This is a genomic window from Massilia forsythiae, from assembly GCF_012849555.1.
Classification (GTDB): Bacteria; Pseudomonadota; Gammaproteobacteria; order Burkholderiales; family Burkholderiaceae_D; genus Telluria; species Telluria forsythiae.
Genome location: NZ_CP051685.1, coordinates 3,899,232 through 3,918,883, shown reverse-complemented (window position 1 = coordinate 3,918,883; position 19,652 = coordinate 3,899,232). Strand labels below are relative to the sequence as shown.

16 protein-coding genes and 1 riboswitch are annotated in these 19,652 nt (G+C 67.2%); of the genes, 3 read left to right on the top strand and 13 right to left on the bottom strand.

Features of this window, described 5'->3' with window-relative positions; translation table 11 throughout:
• Positions 1-38: 38 nt before the first annotated feature.
• The 5 genes from fabD to HH212_RS16830 form a co-directional block, all read right to left on the bottom strand.
• Positions 39-974: an ACP S-malonyltransferase gene (gene fabD, locus HH212_RS16850; protein ID WP_170203519.1), complete on the bottom strand. Its 936-nt coding sequence runs from the start codon at positions 972-974 to the stop codon at positions 39-41.
• 33 nt (positions 975-1,007) lie between these two features.
• Positions 1,008-2,000, bottom strand: coding sequence for a beta-ketoacyl-ACP synthase III (locus tag HH212_RS16845; protein WP_170203518.1), 993 nt, complete (start codon positions 1,998-2,000; stop codon positions 1,008-1,010).
• Positions 1,997-3,043: a phosphate acyltransferase PlsX gene (gene plsX / locus HH212_RS16840; RefSeq protein ID WP_170203517.1), complete on the bottom strand. Its 1,047-nt coding sequence runs from the start codon at positions 3,041-3,043 to the stop codon at positions 1,997-1,999. The genes HH212_RS16845 and plsX overlap by 4 nt, the downstream gene beginning before the upstream one ends.
• Positions 3,044-3,246: 203 nt before the next feature.
• The gene (gene rpmF, locus HH212_RS16835; protein WP_028104096.1) at positions 3,247-3,429 is read right to left on the bottom strand and encodes a 50S ribosomal protein L32; all 183 of its coding nucleotides are present in this window, start codon (positions 3,427-3,429) and stop codon (positions 3,247-3,249) included.
• A gap of 296 nt (positions 3,430-3,725) precedes the next feature.
• Positions 3,726-4,223: a YceD family protein gene (locus HH212_RS16830; protein ID WP_211172354.1), complete on the bottom strand. Its 498-nt coding sequence runs from the start codon at positions 4,221-4,223 to the stop codon at positions 3,726-3,728.
• A gap of 215 nt (positions 4,224-4,438) precedes the next feature.
• Between HH212_RS16830 and HH212_RS16825 the strand changes: the two genes are divergently transcribed.
• Both HH212_RS16825 and HH212_RS16820 read left to right on the top strand, forming a co-directional pair.
• On the top strand, positions 4,439-5,089 hold the full coding sequence (locus tag HH212_RS16825) for a Maf-like protein (protein WP_308633213.1): 651 nt from the start codon (positions 4,439-4,441) through the stop codon (positions 5,087-5,089).
• Between the two features lie 36 nt (positions 5,090-5,125).
• On the top strand, positions 5,126-5,875 hold the full coding sequence (locus HH212_RS16820; protein ID WP_170203515.1) for an SAM-dependent methyltransferase: 750 nt from the start codon (positions 5,126-5,128) through the stop codon (positions 5,873-5,875).
• A gap of 138 nt (positions 5,876-6,013) precedes the next feature.
• Here HH212_RS16820 and HH212_RS16815 read toward each other — a convergent pair whose 3' ends face one another.
• The 4 genes from HH212_RS16815 to clpB form a co-directional block, all read right to left on the bottom strand.
• Complete coding sequence (locus HH212_RS16815) at positions 6,014-7,291, bottom strand: EAL and HDOD domain-containing protein (protein WP_170203514.1); 1,278 nt, start codon at positions 7,289-7,291, stop codon at positions 6,014-6,016.
• A 258-nt stretch (positions 7,292-7,549) separates the two neighbouring features.
• Positions 7,550-8,743 (bottom strand): 23S rRNA (adenine(2030)-N(6))-methyltransferase RlmJ, encoded by a 1,194-nt coding sequence (locus HH212_RS16810; RefSeq protein WP_229217315.1) that lies wholly within the window; start codon positions 8,741-8,743, stop codon positions 7,550-7,552.
• Between the two features lie 313 nt (positions 8,744-9,056).
• On the bottom strand, positions 9,057-10,355 hold the full coding sequence (gene aceA, locus HH212_RS16805) for an isocitrate lyase (RefSeq protein ID WP_170203512.1): 1,299 nt from the start codon (positions 10,353-10,355) through the stop codon (positions 9,057-9,059).
• A gap of 488 nt (positions 10,356-10,843) precedes the next feature.
• Positions 10,844-13,456, bottom strand: a complete 2,613-nt coding sequence (clpB, locus tag HH212_RS16800) for an ATP-dependent chaperone ClpB (RefSeq protein WP_170203511.1) — start codon at positions 13,454-13,456, stop codon at positions 10,844-10,846.
• A 148-nt stretch (positions 13,457-13,604) separates the two neighbouring features.
• Positions 13,605-13,677: riboswitch (Fluoride riboswitch) on the top strand.
• A gap of 101 nt (positions 13,678-13,778) precedes the next feature.
• Here clpB and HH212_RS16795 point away from each other — a divergent pair.
• Positions 13,779-15,122 (top strand): chloride channel protein, encoded by a 1,344-nt coding sequence (locus tag HH212_RS16795; RefSeq protein ID WP_170203510.1) that lies wholly within the window; start codon positions 13,779-13,781, stop codon positions 15,120-15,122.
• Between the two features lie 91 nt (positions 15,123-15,213).
• Here the strand turns inward: HH212_RS16795 and yiaA are convergent, their stop codons facing one another.
• The 4 genes from yiaA to HH212_RS16775 form a co-directional block, all read right to left on the bottom strand.
• Complete coding sequence (yiaA, locus tag HH212_RS16790) at positions 15,214-15,642, bottom strand: inner membrane protein YiaA (RefSeq protein ID WP_170203509.1); 429 nt, start codon at positions 15,640-15,642, stop codon at positions 15,214-15,216.
• Positions 15,643-15,779: 137 nt separating this feature from the next.
• Complete coding sequence (moaE, locus tag HH212_RS16785; RefSeq protein WP_211172353.1) at positions 15,780-16,238, bottom strand: molybdopterin synthase catalytic subunit MoaE; 459 nt, start codon at positions 16,236-16,238, stop codon at positions 15,780-15,782.
• A gap of 31 nt (positions 16,239-16,269) precedes the next feature.
• The gene (locus HH212_RS16780; protein ID WP_170203508.1) at positions 16,270-18,954 is read right to left on the bottom strand and encodes a DUF349 domain-containing protein; all 2,685 of its coding nucleotides are present in this window, start codon (positions 18,952-18,954) and stop codon (positions 16,270-16,272) included.
• 107 nt (positions 18,955-19,061) lie between these two features.
• A complete protein-coding gene (locus tag HH212_RS16775) occupies positions 19,062-19,652 on the bottom strand; it encodes a hemerythrin domain-containing protein (protein WP_170203507.1) in 591 nt (196 codons plus the stop codon).

Here is a 19,652-nt window from a genome sequence, read left to right as displayed (position 1 = left end):
GTTGTTCCTTACTTGTATCTGGGATCTGTTCGGATCTGTCAGGCCTTGACGGCGGCCAGCACGCGCTCCAGCGCCGCCTGGTCGACCAGCGCCTCGCCCACCAACACCGGATCGATGCGCTTGGCCATGCCGATCAGGGTCTTGCTGGGCGCGCATTCGATGACCTGGGTGACGCCCTCGCGCGCCATCTTCTGCATCGTCTCGACCCAGCGCACCGGACCGGCGGCCTGGCGCACCAGCGCGTCCTTGATCGCGGCCGGATCGTTCAGGATAGCCACGTCGACGTTGTTGATCAAGCCGATCTGCGGCGCGGAAAATTCGAGGCCGGCCATGTAGTCGCACAGGCGGTCCGATGCCGGCTTCAGCAGCGACGAGTGGAACGGTGCCGATACCGCCAGCTTCATGGCGCGCTTGGCGCCCCTGGCCTTGGCCAGCTCGCAGGCGCGGTCGACGGCACCGGCGTGGCCGGCGATGACGATCTGGGTCGGCTCGTTGAAGTTGACCGCTTCCACCACCTCGCCCTGCGCCGCATCGAGACACACGGCGCGCACGTCGTCGGCCTGCAGGCCGAGGATGACGGCCATGCCGCCCTGCCCGACCGGCACCGCGTCCTGCATCGCCTGGGCGCGGAAGCGCACCAGCGGCACCGCATCCTTGAAGGCGATCGCGCCGGCCGCGACCAGCGCCGAATATTCGCCCAGGCTGTGGCCGGCCACCAGGCTCGGCGCCGGGCCGCCGGCGGCGATCCAGGCGCGGTACACGGCCACGGCCGCGGTCAGCATCACGGGCTGGGTGTTGGTGGTCAGGTCCAGCGCTTCCTTCGGGCCTTCGGCAATCAGCTTGCCGATATCCTGGCCGAGTGCGTCCGAGGCTTCCTGCACGGTCTGCTCGACCACCGGGTTGCCGGCGAAGCCGTTCAGCATGCCGACCGCCTGCGCGCCCTGGCCGGTGAAGACGAATGCGAATTTATTCATCGGGATTCCTTCTCTTCCTTTTATTCTTGTGAATCACATGCGCGCCAGCACGGCGCCCCAGGTGAAGCCGCCGCCGACGCCTTCCATCAGGATGTTTTGCCCCGGCCGGATGCGGCCGTCGCGCACCGCCAGGTCGAGTGCCAGCGGGATCGAGGCGGCGGAGGTGTTGCCGTGCTCCTGCACGGTCACCACCATCTTTTCCGCCGGCAGGCCGAGCTTCTTGGCGGTGCCGTTCATGATGCGCAGGTTAGCCTGGTGCGGGATCAGCCAGTCGATCTCGGACGACGCCATGCCGGCATGCTCGAGGGCTTCGTTGGCGACCTTTTCCAGCACGGACACCGCCAGCTTGAACACCGCCGGACCGTCCATGTACAGGTAGCTGCCGCCGGCCACCGCCACCGCCGCGTTGGCCGGGTTGCGCGGGCCGCACAGGATGTCGCCGTGGCTGCCGTCGGCATGCAGCTTGACCGCCAGCACGCCCGGTTCGTCCGACGCCGTCATGACCACCGCGCCGGCGCCGTCGCCGAACAGCACGCAGGTGCTGCGGTCGTCGAAGTCGAGGATGCGCGAAAACACTTCGGTGCCGATCACCAGCACGTTCTTCGCATTGCCGGCCTTGATGAAGGCATCGGCGGTCGACATCGCGTACACGAAGCCGCTGCACACCGCGCCCAGGTCGAAGGCGGCGCAATTGTTGCGCAGGCCGAGCTTGTTCTGCACCACGCAGGCGGTGCTGGGGAAATTGCCGTGGTAATCCGGGGTCGAGGTGGCGACCACGATCAGGTCGATCTGCTCTGCCTCCAGGCCGGCCGCTTCCAGCGCGCGGCGCGCGGCGTGCACGGCCAGGTCGGACGCGTTTTCCGCGGGTGCAGCGTAATGGCGCGCCGAGATGCCGCTGCGGCTGACGATCCACTCGTCCGAGGTCTCGATGCCCTTGGCGCCGAGCTGCGCCGCCAAGTCGTGGTTGGTGACGCGCTGCTGCGGCAGGTAGCTGCCGGTGCCGATGATTTTGCTGTACACAGTCATTGCTTGACCTGCTGGATGGTGGGGGCCGGCGCTTCCCGGTCGGCGCTAGGCGGCATCAACTCGTGGATCAGGGTCGAGAGTTGGTCTTGCACGTTGTATTTGGCGGCGTCGAAGGCGCGCCGGATCGCCCATTCGTAGGCATAGGCCTGGGCGCCGCCGTGGCTCTTGAATACCAGGCCTTTCAGGCCCAGCAGGCCGGCGCCGTTGTAGCTTTCCGGATTCAGCTTCTTCAGCGATTTCATCGCCAGCAGCGCGCCCAGCTTGGACAGCGTGGTCTCCATCAGCGTCGCCTTGAAGAAGCGCGACAAGCCTTCGACCGCCTTCAGCGTGACGTTGCCGACGAAACCGTCGCAGACGACCACGTCGACGGTGCCCTTGAAGATGTCGTTGCCTTCGACATTGCCGTGGAAATTCAGCACGCCGCGCTCGTGGTCGGCGCGCAGCAGCGCGGCGGTGGCCTTGACCGCTTCGGTGCCCTTGATTTCCTCGGTGCCCACGTTGAGCAGGCCGATGCTGGGGCGGCGGTGTTCCATCGCCTCGAACAGCACCGCGCCCATGATGGCGAACTGGTGCAGGTGATGCGGCTCGCAGTCGACGTTGGCGCCGAGGTCGAGCATGTAGGTCGGGCCGCCCTTCTGGTTCGGCAGGATCGAGCAGATCGCCGGACGGTCGACGTCGGCCATGGTCTTCAGGACATAGCGCGAAATCGCCATCAGGGCGCCGGTATTGCCGGCCGAGACGCAGACGGCGGCGCTGCCGTCCTTGACCTGCTCGATGGCGACGCGCATCGAGGAATCCTTCTTGCGCCGCAGGGCGACCTCGACCGGATCGTCCATGGCGACGACCTCGGCGGCGTGCTTGACGCTCAGGCGCGGATTGTCGGCGGCGTGGTGTTTCTTGAGTTCAGCACGAATCTGGTCTTCCAGGCCGACCAGGATCAGTTCGGCTTCGGGTTCGTGCTTGAGGAATGCGAGGGCTGCCGGGATGGTCACTGCGGGGCCGTGATCGCCACCCATGCAGTCGATGGAAATTTTGATTGTCATTTGTCGGGATGGGCCGCGGCGTCAGAACGTGCCGGCGGCGGCCTGGCCTCGGCGCGCTGCAGGGGAGCGGCCAGAGTCAGCGAGATGGAAAATGACGGTGTGCAAGTGGTGGTTGCAGCCGGTGCGAAAGACAAATAAAAAGCGGCGCCACGCATTCGACATACGCAACACCGCTTTCATCGAACAAGACAGCAAGACGTCGATTACTCGTCGTTCTTGGTCTTCAGCACTTTACGGCCACGGTAGAAACCGTTCGGGCTGATGTGGTGACGCAGGTGGGTTTCGCCGGTGGTCGGCTCGACTGCCAGGTTCGGTGCAACCAGGAAATCGTGCGAACGGTGCATGCCGCGCTTCGACGGGGACTTCTTATTCTGCTGAACTGCCATGATGACTCCTAAACATAAGTTCTAAAATTCTAACACATTCGATTCGCAAAAACATGCGCATCGAGTATCCCAGCGGCAATCACTCATTTGACCGCGCGCCGACATGTTTTAACGCTGCCTACAACTCACTACACCTGCCATACTCGATTGCTGCACGCGTTTGACACGTTCTTGACACGCCCGCGATCGGCATGAAACCGGATCACGCGGCGCAAATTCTTTCGATGAATTCTTTGGCGTCCACACCTGGACGCGCTTTATGCATCGGCCGCGGCGCAGGACGCCGCTGCCGAAACTCATTCCGGCTTGAGGCTTTTCAACGCCGCGAACGGCGATACCTTCTCGGACTTCAGGCCGTCCATCAATTTGGTATCGGGGCATACCTCGTGCTTCGGTGCCTGCGGCAGGGCCAGCAGGGCTTCGTCCTCGAGCAGGTCGCGGATGTCGCAGGCGTGGCTGCCAACGATCACGTCGATGCTTTCATCGTCGAGGATTTCCTCGATCTCGTCGGCGTCCGCATCGTCCTTGCCCAGCACCAGCATGGTGGACGAATCGATGTCGTGGCCGAACGGCTGCAGGCAACGCTGGCATACCAGCTGCACGGTACCGGCCACCGCCAGGGTCAGCGACGGGTAGCCCTGCTTGGTCTTGCCGCCCTGGATCGTCCAGCTGATCGAACCCGACTTGTCGGCGCAATCGGCCGCCAGGCGGGACATTTCCGCCACCGGCGTGACGCCTTCGCGATGGCCGTCATTTCGACAGAATTCGAAGGCGTCGATGACAAAAGCGCTCATTTGGAAAAACTTCCCCGGAAAACCTGCGATAATAACAGGCTTCTCCCCGGCCAGTCAAAAACTTGCTGCATTTTGTGGATTGTGCTGTGGCTTGCCCTGCAGCGCGCCGCCGATGCCGTCGCGCGGTTGCCGTACCGGCCCGCCCGGGCGTCTGCCCGGCCCATCGGCCTTCCCCGTTGGGATACTTGCCGGGAACAATCGCCTCTGTTTTGCTTATGAATATTCGACCGGACGACATCATACCAAGTTCCACCGTGCCGCGCCTGATCCTTGCGTCCAGTTCAGCCTACCGCCGCGAACTGCTGGCGCGCCTGGGCCTGCCCTTTACCGCCCAGGCGCCCGATATCGACGAGACGCCCCTGCCCGGCGAAGCCCCGCATGCCACCGCACTGCGCCTGGCGCGCGCCAAGGCAGCGGCGATCGCGCACCTGCGTCCGGGCGCGCTAGTGATCGGCTCGGACCAGGTCGCCACGCTGGACGGCGAACAGATCGGCAAGCCGGGCGACCATGCGCGCGCCCTGGCCCAGCTGCAGCGAATGCGCGGCCGGCGCGTGCTGTTCCATACCGCGCTGTGCCTGTGGGACGGCCGCCATGCCGATGGCAAGGCGCAAGTCGAGGACGTGCAGACCGCCGTCACCTTCCGCGATTTGCCGGACGCCGAACTGGATGCCTACCTGCGCATCGAGCAGCCCTACGACTGCGCCGGCAGCGCCAAGAACGAAGGACTCGGCATCGCCATCCTGGAACGCATCGACAGCGTCGACCCGACCGCGCTGACGGGCCTGCCGCTGATCGCGCTGTGCGGCATGCTGCGCCGCGCCGGCGTGCCCTTCTTCGGCGCGGCCGCCGTGTCGCCCGGACAGTAACGGCAATACCCTTGCAATCACCAAGAACGAAAACCAATGACCGGTACCCTCTACCTGATCCCGAATACCCTCGGCGCCACCGACGCCGCGCCGCGCGCCCTGTCCCACGTCCTGCCCGAGCAGGTGCAGGACATCGCCTCGAAGCTCGATTATTTCGTCGCCGAGAATGCCAAGACGGCGCGCGCCTTTTTAAAACTGGTCGGGATCGACCATCCGCTGGCGCGCCCGCTGCAGGAAATCCAGATCGCTGAACTCAATGTGAACACGCCGGCGCAGGCGTTGGACGCCCTGCTGGCGCCGCTGCTGGCCGGACGCGATGCCGGCCTGGTGTCGGAAGCCGGCGTGCCGGCGGTGGCCGACCCCGGCGCCGACCTGGTGCGGCTGGCGCACCAGCACGGCATCACGGTGCGGCCGCTGGTGGGGCCTTCCTCGCTGCTGCTGGCGGTGATGGCGAGCGGCCTGAACGGCCAGAGCTTCGCCTTCAACGGCTACCTGCCCACCGACGCCGCCCAGCGCGCCAAGCGCATTGGGCAGCTGGAAGCGCGTTCGCGCAGCGAAAAGCAGACGCAACTGCTGATCGAGACGCCCTACCGCAACGGCGCGATGCTGGAAGCGCTGGTGGCGAACTGCCAGCCGGGCACCTTGCTGTGCGTGGCCACCGACCTGTCGCTGCCGAGCGAGTCGGTGACGACCCTGAGCGCGGCCAAGTGGAAGGCGCGCCTGGCGGCCGGCAAGGGGCCGGATTTCCACAAGAAGCCGACCGTGTTCCTGTTCCTGGCGCAATAAATCTATAGCACGTCAACGCCGTTGCGTGGCGTGCGGCCGTACGCATGGCCGCTATCCTGCCATGCAGCGGGCTTAGGGTGGACGGCTATACCGCCGTCGCGTGCACGGATGCGGCGCGGATGCCGTCCACCCCACGCATCAACCCACGTCGGCGCCGCTGAGCTCGCGCACCCAGTCGAAGGCGGCCAATTCGATCTCGCGCAGGCGCTTGGCCGACAGGCCGAGCGCCGCCAGCGCCTGCGACAGGGTCCGGTTGCACTGCACGCCCTCGAGCTGCTCGGCGATGCGCAGCATGGTGCCGTACTTCCCGCCGCGCTCCAGCAGCGCGGCGCGCACCTCGGGCGACACCTCGACCTTGCCCAGCAGCTCGCCCATCGACACCGAGAACAACGCGTCCATCAGCGACATGATGCCGACCGTGAAGGCGGTATTCGCGCCCTCGACATCGCCCGGGTGCAGCGTCAGCGCCATCAATTCCAGCAGGCGACCGCGCGTGGTGGCCATCTGCAGCAGCGGCGAATTCAGTTCGACGTGGCCGTCGGGGCCGCTGTACAGCAGGATCTGCACCCAGCGCTGCAGCTGGCTGCGTCCGAGTTGCGCCAGCGCCTGCGACACCGATTCGATGTGGCCGCCGCCGGTACCGGTCAGGTGGCTGTTCACCAGGCGCAGCAGGTTCAGGCTGAGCAAGGCGTCGCGCTTGACCACCGCTTCGATCGCCGCATTGTCGGCATTCGAGTTGATCAGGTCGAGCAGGCGCAGCAGCACCATCTCGGACGGCGAGATCTTCTTGCCGGAAAGGATCGCGGGGCGCGCAAAATAATATCCCTGGAAATACTCGAAGCCGAGTTCCAGGCACAGCTCGAATTCCTCGACGGTCTCGACCTTTTCGGCCAGCAGCTTCTGGTGTGGACTGCGCAGCGAATGGGCCAGCTCGATCAGTTCGGCGCGGCTGACGCCCTTCAGGTCGATCTTGATGACGTCGACCAGGTCCATCAGCTTGCTCACCTGCTCGGAATGGCCTATAACGTCATCGAGGGCGAAGCGGAACCCGAGCTCCTTCAATTCCCTCACGCGCGCCGTGACCTCGGGCGTGGCTTGCACGGTCTCCAGGATTTCTAGAATGACCTTGTCAGGAGGCAGGAAGCGCACGAAGTCGCTTTTCAGCACGACCTCGTCGACGTTGACGAAGGCGATCTGCTCGCCCACGACCTGCTTCATGCCGAGCTGGGATGCATGCGAGATCACGGCGGCGGTGGCGGCGGCATAGTCGGTCAGCTGCGCGTCCTCGTGCTCGGCGGCGGCGCGAAACAGCAGTTCGAACGCCACCAGTTTCTGGTCGCGCCCGAGTATGGGCTGGCGCGCCAGAAAAAAATCATCCGACGGCATGGACGTGACTGCCGTTGCATCCGCATGCATGTAACACTCCTGAAAACGATTGCGGCACGCAACACGCGAACCGGGTCCCGGTCGAGCGGGACACGGGGGCGACTATACTACAGACTCGCCGTCTTTACATTTCGACATCGTATCAAAACGTTACCATTCCGGCGCGCATGGCCATTGGTGCGCGCCGCAATGGGCACGCACCGGTCGTTCGAAACGCGAAATTGGAATTTGGCTGCGCGGAGTTTGGCTGCTCGGGACTCGGCTGCACAACCCCCCGATGAGCCAGACTCAACCGCGGCCGGAACCGCCCCCGCGCTTGCCGGCGGGACGCGCCGGGCCGGGCCGGTCGCCATTGCCGCGCGCTGCGGTGGAACGTGGCGAACCGGCGCGCGGCGAACCGGCGCCGGCTGCATCGGCCGCGCCCACCGTCGAGCGCGGCTTGCCGGCGTTGCGCGGAACGTTGGTGCGATTATCGGTACGGGCATCGGCGCGCCCGGCGCCACGCTCGGCGCCGCCTTCGCGGGCCGGACGCGGCGCGCGCTCGCCTTCGGCGCCATCGCGCGCGCGCGGACCGTCGCCGAAGGCCTGGCCCGGCAGGCGCAGGCTGCCGGCGCCCGACAGCGGGCTGGCGCGGCGCGCATTGCCGACCGGCGCGCGCGGACCGGCCGCCGCCATGGCGCCGGTGACCTGGGTGCCGCGCTCGATGCGGAAGGTGGCGCCGCCGTCCTGGCCCAGCACCTGCACTAGGTAAGGCAGCACCTGGCGCAGCGTCGGTTCCAGCGTGTAGGGCGGATTCAGGATGAACATGCCGCTGCTGTGCAGGCCGGTGCCGTCCGGGCCGGGCGTGGCGACCGTCAGGGTCACGTGCAGCCATTCCTTGGCCGGCAGGCGCTTCAGGCGGTCGGCGAACTGGCGCGATTCCATGCGCTGCAGCACCGGGTACCAGACCGCGTACATGCCGCCCGGGAAGCGCTTGAGCGCCTCTTCCAGCGCGTCGCGCACGTGCTTGTAGTCGAGCTTGACCTCGTACGGCGGGTCGATCAGCACCAGCGCGCGGCGCGACGGCGGCGGCAGCAGCGCCTTCAGCCCCTGGAAACCATCCTTGTAGTCGATCAGCACGCGGCGGCCGCGTGCCCGTTCGCCCTGCTCGGCTTGGTGCGCTTCCAGCTTGCGGAAGTTGTCGACCAGGATCTTGATGTCGGACGGGTGCAGTTCGAACAGGCGCAGCCGGTCTTCCGGACGCGCCACCTGCTCGGCCACGTAGGGCGAGCCGGGGTAGTAGCGCAGCTTGCCGCTCGGGTTCAGGGCCCGCACCACGTCCACGTACTCGGCCAGGGCCGGCGGCAGGTCGTCGCGGTTCCACAGGCGCGCGATGCCGTCCTCGAACTCGCCGCTCCTGCTCGCCTGGGCACTGTCGAGCGCATACACGCCGGCACCGGAATGGGTGTCGATATAGGTGTAGGCAGTGTCCTTCTGGTTCATGTATTGGTGCAACTGAACCTGGATAAAGTGCTTCAGGACATCAGCGTGATTCCCCGCGTGGTAGGCGTGGCGGTAACTAAACATAGTGGATTCCGGATAAGTGAGTGCGGCGGGCGCGTACTTTGGCCCATCCGTCATTATCGCCCATCTATGCGCATCGCCCAAAAAAGAAAAGCCGCGGCGGGTGGCTGCGGCTTATGTCAGACGACTGTCGTTCGGCTCGAATTGCCCTTGGCTTCCCGGTTTCTTGGGGATGGATGCGGGGTATGGGTCCCCGTCAAGGGGGCCGCCTAGGCCGGGGACGACGCAGGTGCTACGCCACTTTCTTGGTATCGAAGAACTGCTCGTCCTCGGTCGAGCCGTGCAAGGCCGTGGTCGAGCTCTGGCCCTGCTGGATCGCCTGGGTCACCGCATCGAAGTAGCCGGTGCCGACTTCGCGCTGGTGCTTGACCGCGGTAAAACCCTTGTCGGCGGCGGTGAATTCGGCTTCCTGCAGTTCGACGAAGGCCGACATGCCGTTGCGCGCGTAGCCGTGCGCCAGGTTGAACATGCTGTAGTTCAGCGCATGGAAGCCGGCCAGGGTGATGAACTGGAACTTGTAGCCCATCGCGCCCAGTTCTTTCTGGAACTTGGCAATGGTGGCGTCGTCCAGGTTCTTCTTCCAGTTGAACGAGGGCGAGCAGTTATAGGCCAGCATCTTGCCCGGGAACCTGGCGTGGATGGCTTCGGCGAAGCGCTTGGCGAAGGCCAGGTCCGGCTTGCCGGTCTCGCACCAGACCAAGTCGGCGAACGGCGCGTAGGCGAGGCCGCGCGAGATCGCCTGCTCGACGCCGGGACGGACGCGGAAGAAGCCTTCGACGGTGCGCTCGCCGGTGCAGAACGGGGCGTCGTTGGCGTCCACGTCCGAGGTCAGCAGGTCGGCCGCCTCGGCATCGGTGCGGGCGATCACCAGCGTCGGCGTGCCCATCACGTCGGCCGCCAGGCGCGCCGCGGTCAGCTTCTCGACCGCCTCGCGGGTCGGCACCAGCACCTTGCCGCCCATGTGGCCGCACTTCTTGACCGATGCCAGCTGATCTTCGAAGTGCACGCCGGCGGCGCCGGCCTCGATCATCGCCTTCATCAGCTCGTACGCATTCAGTACGCCGCCGAAGCCGGCCTCGGCGTCGGCCACGATCGGCGCGAAGTAATCGATGTCGTCCTTGCCTTCCGACCACTGGATCTGGTCGGCGCGCTGGAAGGTGTTGTTGATGCGGCGCACCACCAGCGGCACCGAGTTGGCCGGGTACAGCGACTGGTCCGGATACATCTCGCCGGCAACGTTGGCGTCGCCCGCCACCTGCCAGCCCGACAAATATATCGCCTTCAGGCCGGCCTTGACCTGCTGCATGGCCTGGTTGCCGGTCAGGGCGCCCAGCGCATTCACGTAGGGTTCGTCGTTGACCAGGCCCCACAGCTTTTCCGCGCCGCGGCGCGCCAGCGTGTGCTCGACCTGGACCGAGCCGCGCAGGCGCACGACGTCGTCGGCGCTGTAGTTGCGCGTCACGTCCTTCCAGCGCGGATTGCTGTCCCAGTCCTGTTGCAGAGCGGCGATTTGCTGTTCACGGGTTGCCATGTTGTTCTCCTGAATGAAAAACGAAGTTGATGAGTGGATCGGAAAGCGGTGGACGGTGGATCGCCCTTGGAAACAATGATAGGCCTTTTGTGCGCAGCAGCGGAACTCTTATATAAGACACAGGACTATTTTTATGCTTATAAAAATCAACCACTTGCGCTACGCATATCATGATGCGAAAACAAATTTCTCAAAATGGAACGGCTGGGCAGCGTGGCATGCTGCGCTGTTTCCATTGGCGAAACCGCTTTTCGCAATACGAAAACGACGCCGATGGCAGCCGGCGTTGGGATCATGCACGCAAGCCTGACGCGGACGATTGATATACGTAGGAAATTGATGATTTCAGGCAACAACAAGGCGGTGTACTGGAGACGGACCGATTCAACTCGCGGCGTGCAGCACCATGGGACGAAAAAAAGCCCCACCCGGCAAGGCCGGATGGGGCTCAATCCTCGCGCCGACCCATGCCGGCGCCGGCTACCGCATTACTTGGCCAGCTCGACCGCCGGCGCCGCGCCGAACGTCAGCTGGCCACCCTGCACGCCGACATGGATCGTGTCCTTCGGACCGAAGCGCCCGGACAGGATCGCCTTCGACAGCGGATTCTCGATCTGCTGCTGGATCGCGCGCTTGAGCGGGCGCGCGCCATAGATCGGATCGAAGCCGGCCTCGGCGATCTTCTGCAGCGCCTCCTCGCTCAGGTCCAGCGCCATCTCCATCTTTTCCAGGCGTCCTTCCAGGTTGCGCAGCTGGATCCTGGCGATCGAACCGATGTTCTTCTCGTCGAGCGCATGGAACACCACGATCTCGTCGATGCGGTTGATGAACTCGGGGCGGAAGTGACCGCGCACCTCGGCCATCACCGCCAGCTTGACCACTTCCGGCTCGCTGCCTTCCATCGACTGGATGCGGTTCGAACCCAGGTTGGAGGTCATCACGATCACCGTGTTCTTGAAATCCACGGTGCGTCCCTGGCCGTCGGTCATGCGGCCGTCGTCGAGCGCCTGCAGCAGCACGTTGAACACGTCCGGGTGCGCCTTCTCGATCTCGTCGAGCAGGATCACGCTGTACGGCTTCCTGCGCACGGCCTCGGTCAGGTATCCGCCCTCCTCGTAGCCGACGTAGCCCGGCGGCGCGCCGATCAGGCGGGCCACCGAGTGCTTCTCCATGAATTCGCTCATGTCGATGCGGATCAGCGATTCCTCGGTATCGAACAGGAACGAAGCCAGCGCCTTGCACAGCTCCGTCTTGCCGACGCCGGTCGGGCCCAGGAACATGAACGAGCCGTACGGGCGGTCCGGATCGGCCAGGCCGGCGCGCGAGCGGCGGATCGCATCCGACACCGCCTCGATCGCCTCGTCCTGCCCGACCACGCGCTTGTGCAGCTCTTCCTCGATGTGCAGCAGCTTGTCGCGCTCGCCCTGCATCATGCGCGCCACCGGAATGCCGGTCGCGCGCGCCACCACCTCGGCGATCTCCTCGGCGCCGACCTGGGTGCGCAGCAGTTTCGGCTTGCCGTCGGCATCCAGCGGCTGCTCGCCCGCCGCTTCCGCCTCCTTGAGCTGCTTTTCCAGTTCCGGCAGGCGGCCGTACTGCAGCTCGGACATGCGGCCGTAGTCGCTGTTGCGATGCGCTTCCTGGATCTGCAGGCGCACCTGCTCGATTTCTTCCTTGATGTGGGCCGAGCCCTGCACCGCCGCCTTCTCGGCCTTCAGGGTTTCCTCGTAATCGTTGTACTCGCGCTCCAGGCGGCCGATCTCGTCGCCGAGCAGTTCCAGGCGGCGCTGCGAGGCTTCGTCGGTTTCCTTCCTGACCGCTTCGCGCTCGATCTTCAGCTGGATCAGGCGGCGGTCCAGCTTGTCCATGACTTCCGGCTTGGAATCGATCTCGATCTTGATCTTGGCGGCGGCTTCGTCGATCAGGTCGATCGCCTTGTCCGGCAGGAAGCGGTCGGTGATGTAGCGGTGCGACAGCTCGGCCGCGGCGATGATCGCCGGGTCGGTGATCTCGACCTTGTGGTGCAGCTCGTACTTTTCCTGCAGCCCGCGCAGGATGGCGATGGTCGCTTCCACGCTCGGTTCGTCGACCAGGATCTTCTGGAAGCGGCGCTCCAGCGCGGCATCCTTTTCCACGTACTTGCGGTATTCGTCGAGCGTGGTCGCGCCGACGCAGTGCAGCTCGCCGCGCGCCAGGGCGGGTTTCAGCATGTTGCCGGCGTCCATCGCGCCCTCGGCCTTGCCGGCGCCGACCATGGTGTGGATCTCGTCGATGAAGACGATGGTCATGCCTTCGTCCTGGGCCAGTTCCTTCAGCACCGCCTTCAGGCGCTCCTCGAACTCGCCGCGGAACTTGGCGCCAGCCAGCAGCGCCGCCATGTCGAGCGACAGCACGCGCTTGCCCTTGAGCGAATCCGGCACCTCGCCGTTGACGATGCGCTGCGCCAGTCCCTCGACGATGGCGGTCTTGCCCACGCCCGGCTCGCCGATCAGCACCGGGTTGTTCTTCGAGCGGCGCTGCAGCACCTGGATGGCGCGGCGGATCTCGTCGTCGCGGCCGATCACCGGGTCGAGCTTGCCCAGGCGCGCGCGTTCGGTCAGGTCGAGCGTGTATTTCTTCAGCGCCTCGCGCTGTCCTTCGGCATCCTGCGAGTTCACCGACTCGCCGCCGCGCACGGCGGCAATCGCCGATTCCAGCGCCTTGCGGCTCAAGCCGTGCTCGCGCGCCAGGCGGCCGGCGTCGGATTTGTCGTCGGTCAGCGCCAGCAACACCATTTCGCTGGACAGGAACTGGTCGCCGCGTTTCTGCGATTCGCGGTCGGCCAGGTTCAGCAGGCCGACCAGTTCGCGCCCGACCTGCACGTCGCCGCCGGTGCCGGACACCTTGGCCAGGCGCTCGACGGCGCCGCGCAGCGCGTTCTGCAGGCCGCCGACGTTGACGCCGGCGCGCTGCAGTAGCGAACGCGCGCCGCCGTCGTCCTGGCTCAGCAGCGCGCTCAGCAGGTGGGCCGGTTCGATGTACTGGTTGTCGTTGCCGACCGCCAGGCTCTGGGCATCCGCCAGCGCTTCCTGGAGCTTGGTCGTCAATTTGTCTTGCCGCATGGGGTGGTCCTCAATGGTTGGTGTTCAAGTTGAAACGCAATTAAGGGTGCGGCGCCGGCTTTTCAAGATGCGAAATGGCGACCTTGCTTAAAAACCACTTAACCGTGACGAAGGGCTGCCCTGGCATGCGCCGCCGCGCTGCGCTAGAATGCCTGCGGGAGATGGCATTCCTCCCGTGTTCCGCACGAACCGCCCACAGGGCTGATGATGCCTGCACGATTCCCTCCGGCTTGCCGGCTGCGTGGACGTGCGGGCGCCTGCATCGTGTGGTGACGCCTGCATGTCCGGGGAAAGCGTCTTATCGAACCCGACAAGGACATGCATGACACCTTCGCTTCCGCCTTCCCGCCTGCAGCGCTTGCGCCTGCAACGCTTTCGCCTGCTGCCCTACATGGCCAAGTGGATCGTGCTGGCCGTGCTGGCCGGCGCGCTGGCCGGCTCCGCCTCCGCCCTGTTCCTGTTCGCGCTCGACCGCGCCACGGCGAGCCGCCTGGCCCACCCATGGCTGTTGTGGCTGCTGCCATTGGGCGGCTTCGCCGTGTCCTGGGTTTACCTGCGATGCGGGCGCCAGGTCGAGCCCGGCAACAACCTGCTGATCGACGAGATCCACGACCCGAAACAGGTGATCCCGCTGCGCATGGCGCCGCTGGTGATGGGCGGCACGGTCGCCTCGCACCTACTCGGTGCCTCGGTCGGGCGCGAGGGCACGGCGGTGCAGATGGGCGGTGCGCTGGCCGATCAGCTGACCTTGCTGCTGCGCCTCGGCCACCAGGAGCGCCGCATCCTGCTGATGGCGGGCATCAGCGCCGGCTTCGCCTCGGTATTCGGCACGCCGCTGGCCGGCGCCGTGTTCGGCCTGGAAGTGCTGGCCATCGGCCGCCTGCGCTACGACGCCCTGCCCGCCTGCCTGGCCGCCGCCGTCGCCGCCGACCGCGTGTGCCAGCTGTGGGGGGCGCATCATACCCACTATGCGATCCCCGCCGCTGCGATTCCGGCCGTGACGGCGTGGACGCTGGCGGCGCTCGTCGTCGCCGGCGCCGCCTTCGGCCTGGCCGGCAAGCTGTTCGCCGACTGGACCCATGCGCTGGGCGGCTGGTTCAAGCGACGCGTGGCCTACGCGCCGCTGCGCGCGCTGCTGGGCGGCATCGCCATCGCCGCCGCGGCCATGCTGCCGGGCACCGGACACTACCTGGGGCTGGGCATCCCGACCATCCAGGCCGCGTTCGTGCAACCCATGCCGCCCTGGGACTTCGCCGGCAAGATGGCTTTTACCATCGCATCGCTGGCCAGCGGCTTCAAGGGTGGCGAGGTGACGCCGCTGTTCTACATCGGCGCCACGCTCGGCAATGCCTTATCGCCGCTGCTGCAGCTGCCGTTTCCGCTGCTGGCCGGGGTCGGCTTCGTGGCCGTGTTCGCCGGCGCCGCGAATACGCCGATCGCCTCGACGCTGATGGCGCTCGAGCTGTTCGGCGCCGAGGTCGGGGTGTACGCCGCCATCGGCTGCGTGGTCAGCTACCTGTTTTCGGGACATACCGGGATCTATCGCTCGCAACGGATCGGCAACGGCAAGCACGGCCATGGAGAGCGGGCGCCGCACGCGTTGCGGCTGGGGGAATTGGCCGAATGGCGGCGCCGGGCCGGAAAGGAGAGCGCCTCCGAAGAGTGAGGCGATGCGTACGCCGCCAGCCCAAGCAGAGCCGGCAACGACGGCCACCGGCCCGGGCAGGTCTTGCCGCGATCGCAACCGCGGCCGTGTGTCAGGCGCGCTCGTCGCCGGGCACGGCGCTCATCGCCAGGTCGCGCACGTTCTTTTGCACGGCGACGATGGCGAACAGGGCGAGCACGAAGGACATCGCATAAAAACCCTTTTCGCTCAGGCTCAGGGTGGCGTTCAACAGGCCCACCACCAGCAGCAGGACCGCGGCCAGCAGCGACATCCAGCACAGGCCGAAGTAGATGCCGGTGACGCGTATGCCCTCGGCGCGGTCGCGCACCGTCTTCTGCAGCGACACCGCGGCGAAACAACCGTACAGCAGGATCGTCAGGTAATACCCCTTTTCGTTCAGCTGCATCTGGGCATTCCACAGCCCGATCAGGTAGGCGGCCAGCCCGATGGCGAGGGCGGCCCAGGAAGCGCCGACGAAGGCCGGGCTGGGGCGATAGGCGACGGTGCCGGACAGGCTCATGGGACGCTCCGCGGTCATGGATGAGGCTGGAACTTTGCCAGATCGTCATGGCAACCGCAAGTTGCAATGAATTTCCGCGGAACAATGTTGCGATGGATTATTGCGGTTGTGGCCGGCGCGCTACACAGGGCGCCAGATCAGCCGAGCTGCCACTTGGCGCGCGCCGCATCGTCGCTCACGCGCGCATCGACCCAGCGCGCGCCGCCCGGCGTCTGTTCCTTCTTCCAGAACGGCGCCTCGGTCTTCAGGTAATCCATGATGAATTCGCAGGCTGCGAAGGCTTCGCCGCGGTGCGCCGCGCTGCACGCCACCAGCACGATCTGTTCCATCGGCTGCATCGGTCCGACGCGGTGCACCACCAGCGCGCCGTACAGCGGCCAGCGCGCGCGCGCCTGCTCGACGATCTCTTCCAGCGAGCGTTCGGTCATGCCGGGATAGTGTTCCAGCTCCAGTTCCGCCACCCGGTCGCCGTCGTTCATGTCGCGCACGGTGCCGACGAAACTCACCACCGCCCCGATCCGGGCGTCGCCCGCGCGCAGGCGCGCGACTTCCGCGCCCAGGTCGAAATCCGCGGACTGTACCCGTACCTCGATCATGCATCCTCCCCGCTCGTCATCGTTGCCAACCTCATCCATTCTTCGCCAGGCGCATGACCAGCTGCTCGATGCGCGAGGCGGTGCGCGCGTCCAGCAGCGCCGGCAAGGCGCACAGGGCGCGCAGGCCGGCACCGGACGCGGCCGCGCCGCCCGGGTTGCCGCCCGCCGGCTGGCCGGGCGCCGCTTTCTGGCCGGCCCCGCGCTGCGCCGCCGGCTTCGGTCCCGACTTGAGCGAGGATTGCAGCACCTCGACCTGCAGTTTCAGGCGCTCGCGCGCGAATTCCGGGCCGCTGTCGATGCCGGCGCCGATTTCCAGGCGCAGCAAATCGTGCAGCAGCGCATCGCGGTTGTGCTCCAGCTGCCGCGCATAGGCGGCGCGCCGGGCCTGGTCGCCCTGCAGCGCGGCCAGGGCGGCGTCGAAGCGGGTGCGCAGCACGCGCTCCAGCTCGGCGTCCGGCGCCGCGACGGCGTCCCAGCGCGCTGCCCAGTCGACCGGCGCGGCATCGGCATCGTCGCCGCCGGCGACAGCCTGCTCCAGTTCGCGCACCAGGCGCAGCTTGTCGCGCAGGTGGCCGGCCTGGGCCACGCCGGCGGCGCGGCGCACGCCGTCGGCATGCTGCTGCACCAGCGCCAGCGCGGCGTGGAAGCGTTTCTCGACGCGCGCCTCGTGGGCGCGCGGCACCGGGCCGATCGCCTGCCATTCGGCCTGGGCCTCGCGCAGCAGCTTGCCGGCGCCGGCCGGGGTCGCGTCCGGCGCCGCCGCCTCCAGGCGCGCGCTGATCGCTTCCTTGGCGGCTTCGTGGGCGCGCCGCTCGATGTCGGCCTCGTGCATGCTGTCCTTGCGGCGCTGGAACACGTCGTCGCACACCGCGCGGAAGCGCTGCCACAGCGCCTGCTCGCTCTTGCGTTCCAGCGGCAGCGCGCGCGCATGTTCCTGCCAGCGCTGCTGCAGCGCGCGCATGGTGTCCACCGCGTGGCGATCGTGCGGATCGATGGCGGCGGCCAGCTCGATGATCTGTTCGCGCTCGGCCATCTCGGCCTTGCGCTGTTCTTCCAGCGGCGCCTGCAGCACGTTGAGGGCGTCGGCGAAGGCGCCGTCCAGGCGCTTCTTGTCCTTGCGGTCGATCGCGCCCAGGTGGCTCCAGGCCAGGCGCAGGCGCTGCACGGTGCCGGCCACGTGCTTCCATTCGGCTTCGCCGGATTGCAGGCGCGCGATCTCGGCGCGCGCCTCTTCGACCAGCTTGTCGCCGCGCGCCGCGTTGGCGTGGCGCTCGTCGGCCAGGTGGCGGAAATGGGCCGCGGCCGGGGCGTAGGCGGCGCTGCAGGCGGCGTCGAAGCGCTCCCACAGGCTCTTTGGCGCGGCGCCGGACAGGCTGTCGAGCGCCTTCCAGCGCTCGCGCATGCTGCCGACCTTCTTGGCCAGCTCGCTCATCGGCAACTGCTGGGTCGTCAAGGCCTCGACGGCCTTGATCAATTCTTCGCGCGACACGTTGCCGCCCCAGCGCGCCCAGTCGGACAGGCGCTTGAATTCGCTGCGCACGTGCGCCAGGCGGTCGGACTGGGCCGGCGTCAGGCGCATGCCCTTGTCGCGCGCTTCCTTGAGCGCCTTGTCGAGTTCGGCGGCGGTGCCCAGAGAACCCTGCTGCAAGGCGGCTTCCATGGCATCCATGTTGTCGATGAAGTGCTGGTCGGCGCCCTTGTTGCGCGGCGCGCTTCCCGGCTCCCGGGTCCTGGGCGGGCTGGCTTCCTTCGGCTTGCGCGCTTCCGGTTGCGGCGCACTGGCCAGCAAGGCATCGAAGCGATCCTGCAATGCGCCGCCCTGGCCCTGCGACAAGGCCTGCGCCAGTTCCTGCGGCAGCGGCGGCAGCGCGCGCCATTCCTTGCGCAGCGCATCCGCGTCGAGTTCGGCGGCGGGCCGGGCCTGCCGGTCCTCGAGGAAGGCGGCGCGCGCCGCCAGCGCCGACTGGCCGGCTTCGATCGCATGCAGGCCGGCCTGCAGCTTCTGGTGCTCGACGCCGAACTCGGCCGCCAGGCCGCGCGGCAGCGAGGCGTGTTCCGGCGCCTGCAGCGCCTCGCCCTGCTCGCGCGCCAGCGCATCCAGGCGCTCGGCCAGCTCGGCGGCGCTCGGCGCGGCGTCCGGCTGGGCCGACCCGAGCCGGCGCAGCGCCGCCAGGCGGTCGATCATGGCGCGCTGCAGGCGCACCTGGTCTTCCAGGCGCCGGCCGAGGGCGGTGCGTACCTGGCCGAAGGCGTCGGCCAGTTCGGGCGCGGCGATGACCGCCCATTTGCGGTCCAGTTCGGCAACATGGTTGGGCGTCAGCAGTGCGTCCTCGAGCAGGGCCTGCGCCTGCGCCAGCGTGGCCTCGGCGCGCCGGTGCTCGGACTCGCGATGGCGGTGCGCATCCAGGCGCGCCTGCATCAGCTTGGCGACACGGCGGTCGGTATTGCGCATCGCCGCATGCACGCGTTCGAGGGCGTCGGGACTATGGACGGACTCGGCGGCCGTGAGCCGCAGTTCGGAAAATTCGCATTGGAGAATGAATTCCACCGCGGCCGCTTCGTCGCCCCGGACCAGGGCCAGGCGCTCGGCCTGGAGCGCGCGCGGCGCGGTGGAGGCGGCCGGCCGGGAGGCGGACGGCTCTGGCTGCGCGCCCTGTCCGGCCGGCTTGTCGCCGGACTTGTTGTCGCCCGACCGCTTGAATAGGAACTCGAACATGATGAAATCGCACTTCCAAAATCGCCATCATAGCAAAGAACCCTGATGGCTTCGCGCCGCGGGGGCGGCGCGTGCAGGCATGGCCGTGTTCGAGCGTCGACGCCGCTTCAATGCAGGGCCGACAGCGCGGCGTGGCGGCGGCCGCCCTCGGCTGCAACCGGATCGCGTGCGAGCCGCCCGCCGCGCGGCGTCCCGCGCCGCTCGCGCGCATGGGCGTCGTGCGCCAGCATCTGGTTGGCGATCGCGAACCAGGCATCGCCGCCCACCGCGCTGCGCGCCAGCGGAAACAGTTCGTGCTCCTCGCGCTCCAGGCGCCGCCGCAGGGCCGCGACGCAACGCTCGACGGCGCCGCAGAACTGCACGCGCGGCACCGCGCGCTCGGCCGCGCCGATGCAGGCTTCGGCCGCGTCCAGCGCCTGCCAGGCGGCGCGGCTGAGCTCCTCGAGATCCTGCAGCAGCCCGTCGGCGACGGCGGTGTGGCGGCGCAGGGCCGGCACCAGGAACTTGTCCAGCTTGCGCCAGTGGCAGCTGTCGTAGGCCTGGCGCAGGCCGGCGCACAACTGCGCCGCGCGGCCGGTGGCCAGGGTGTGGAGATCGCCCGGCAGGACATGCAATTCTTGCAGCAGCGAGTGCAGCGCCGCGCGAACCTTGTTTTGTTCGACGGATAGGGCAACGAGGGTGTAAGTCGACGTCAGCAT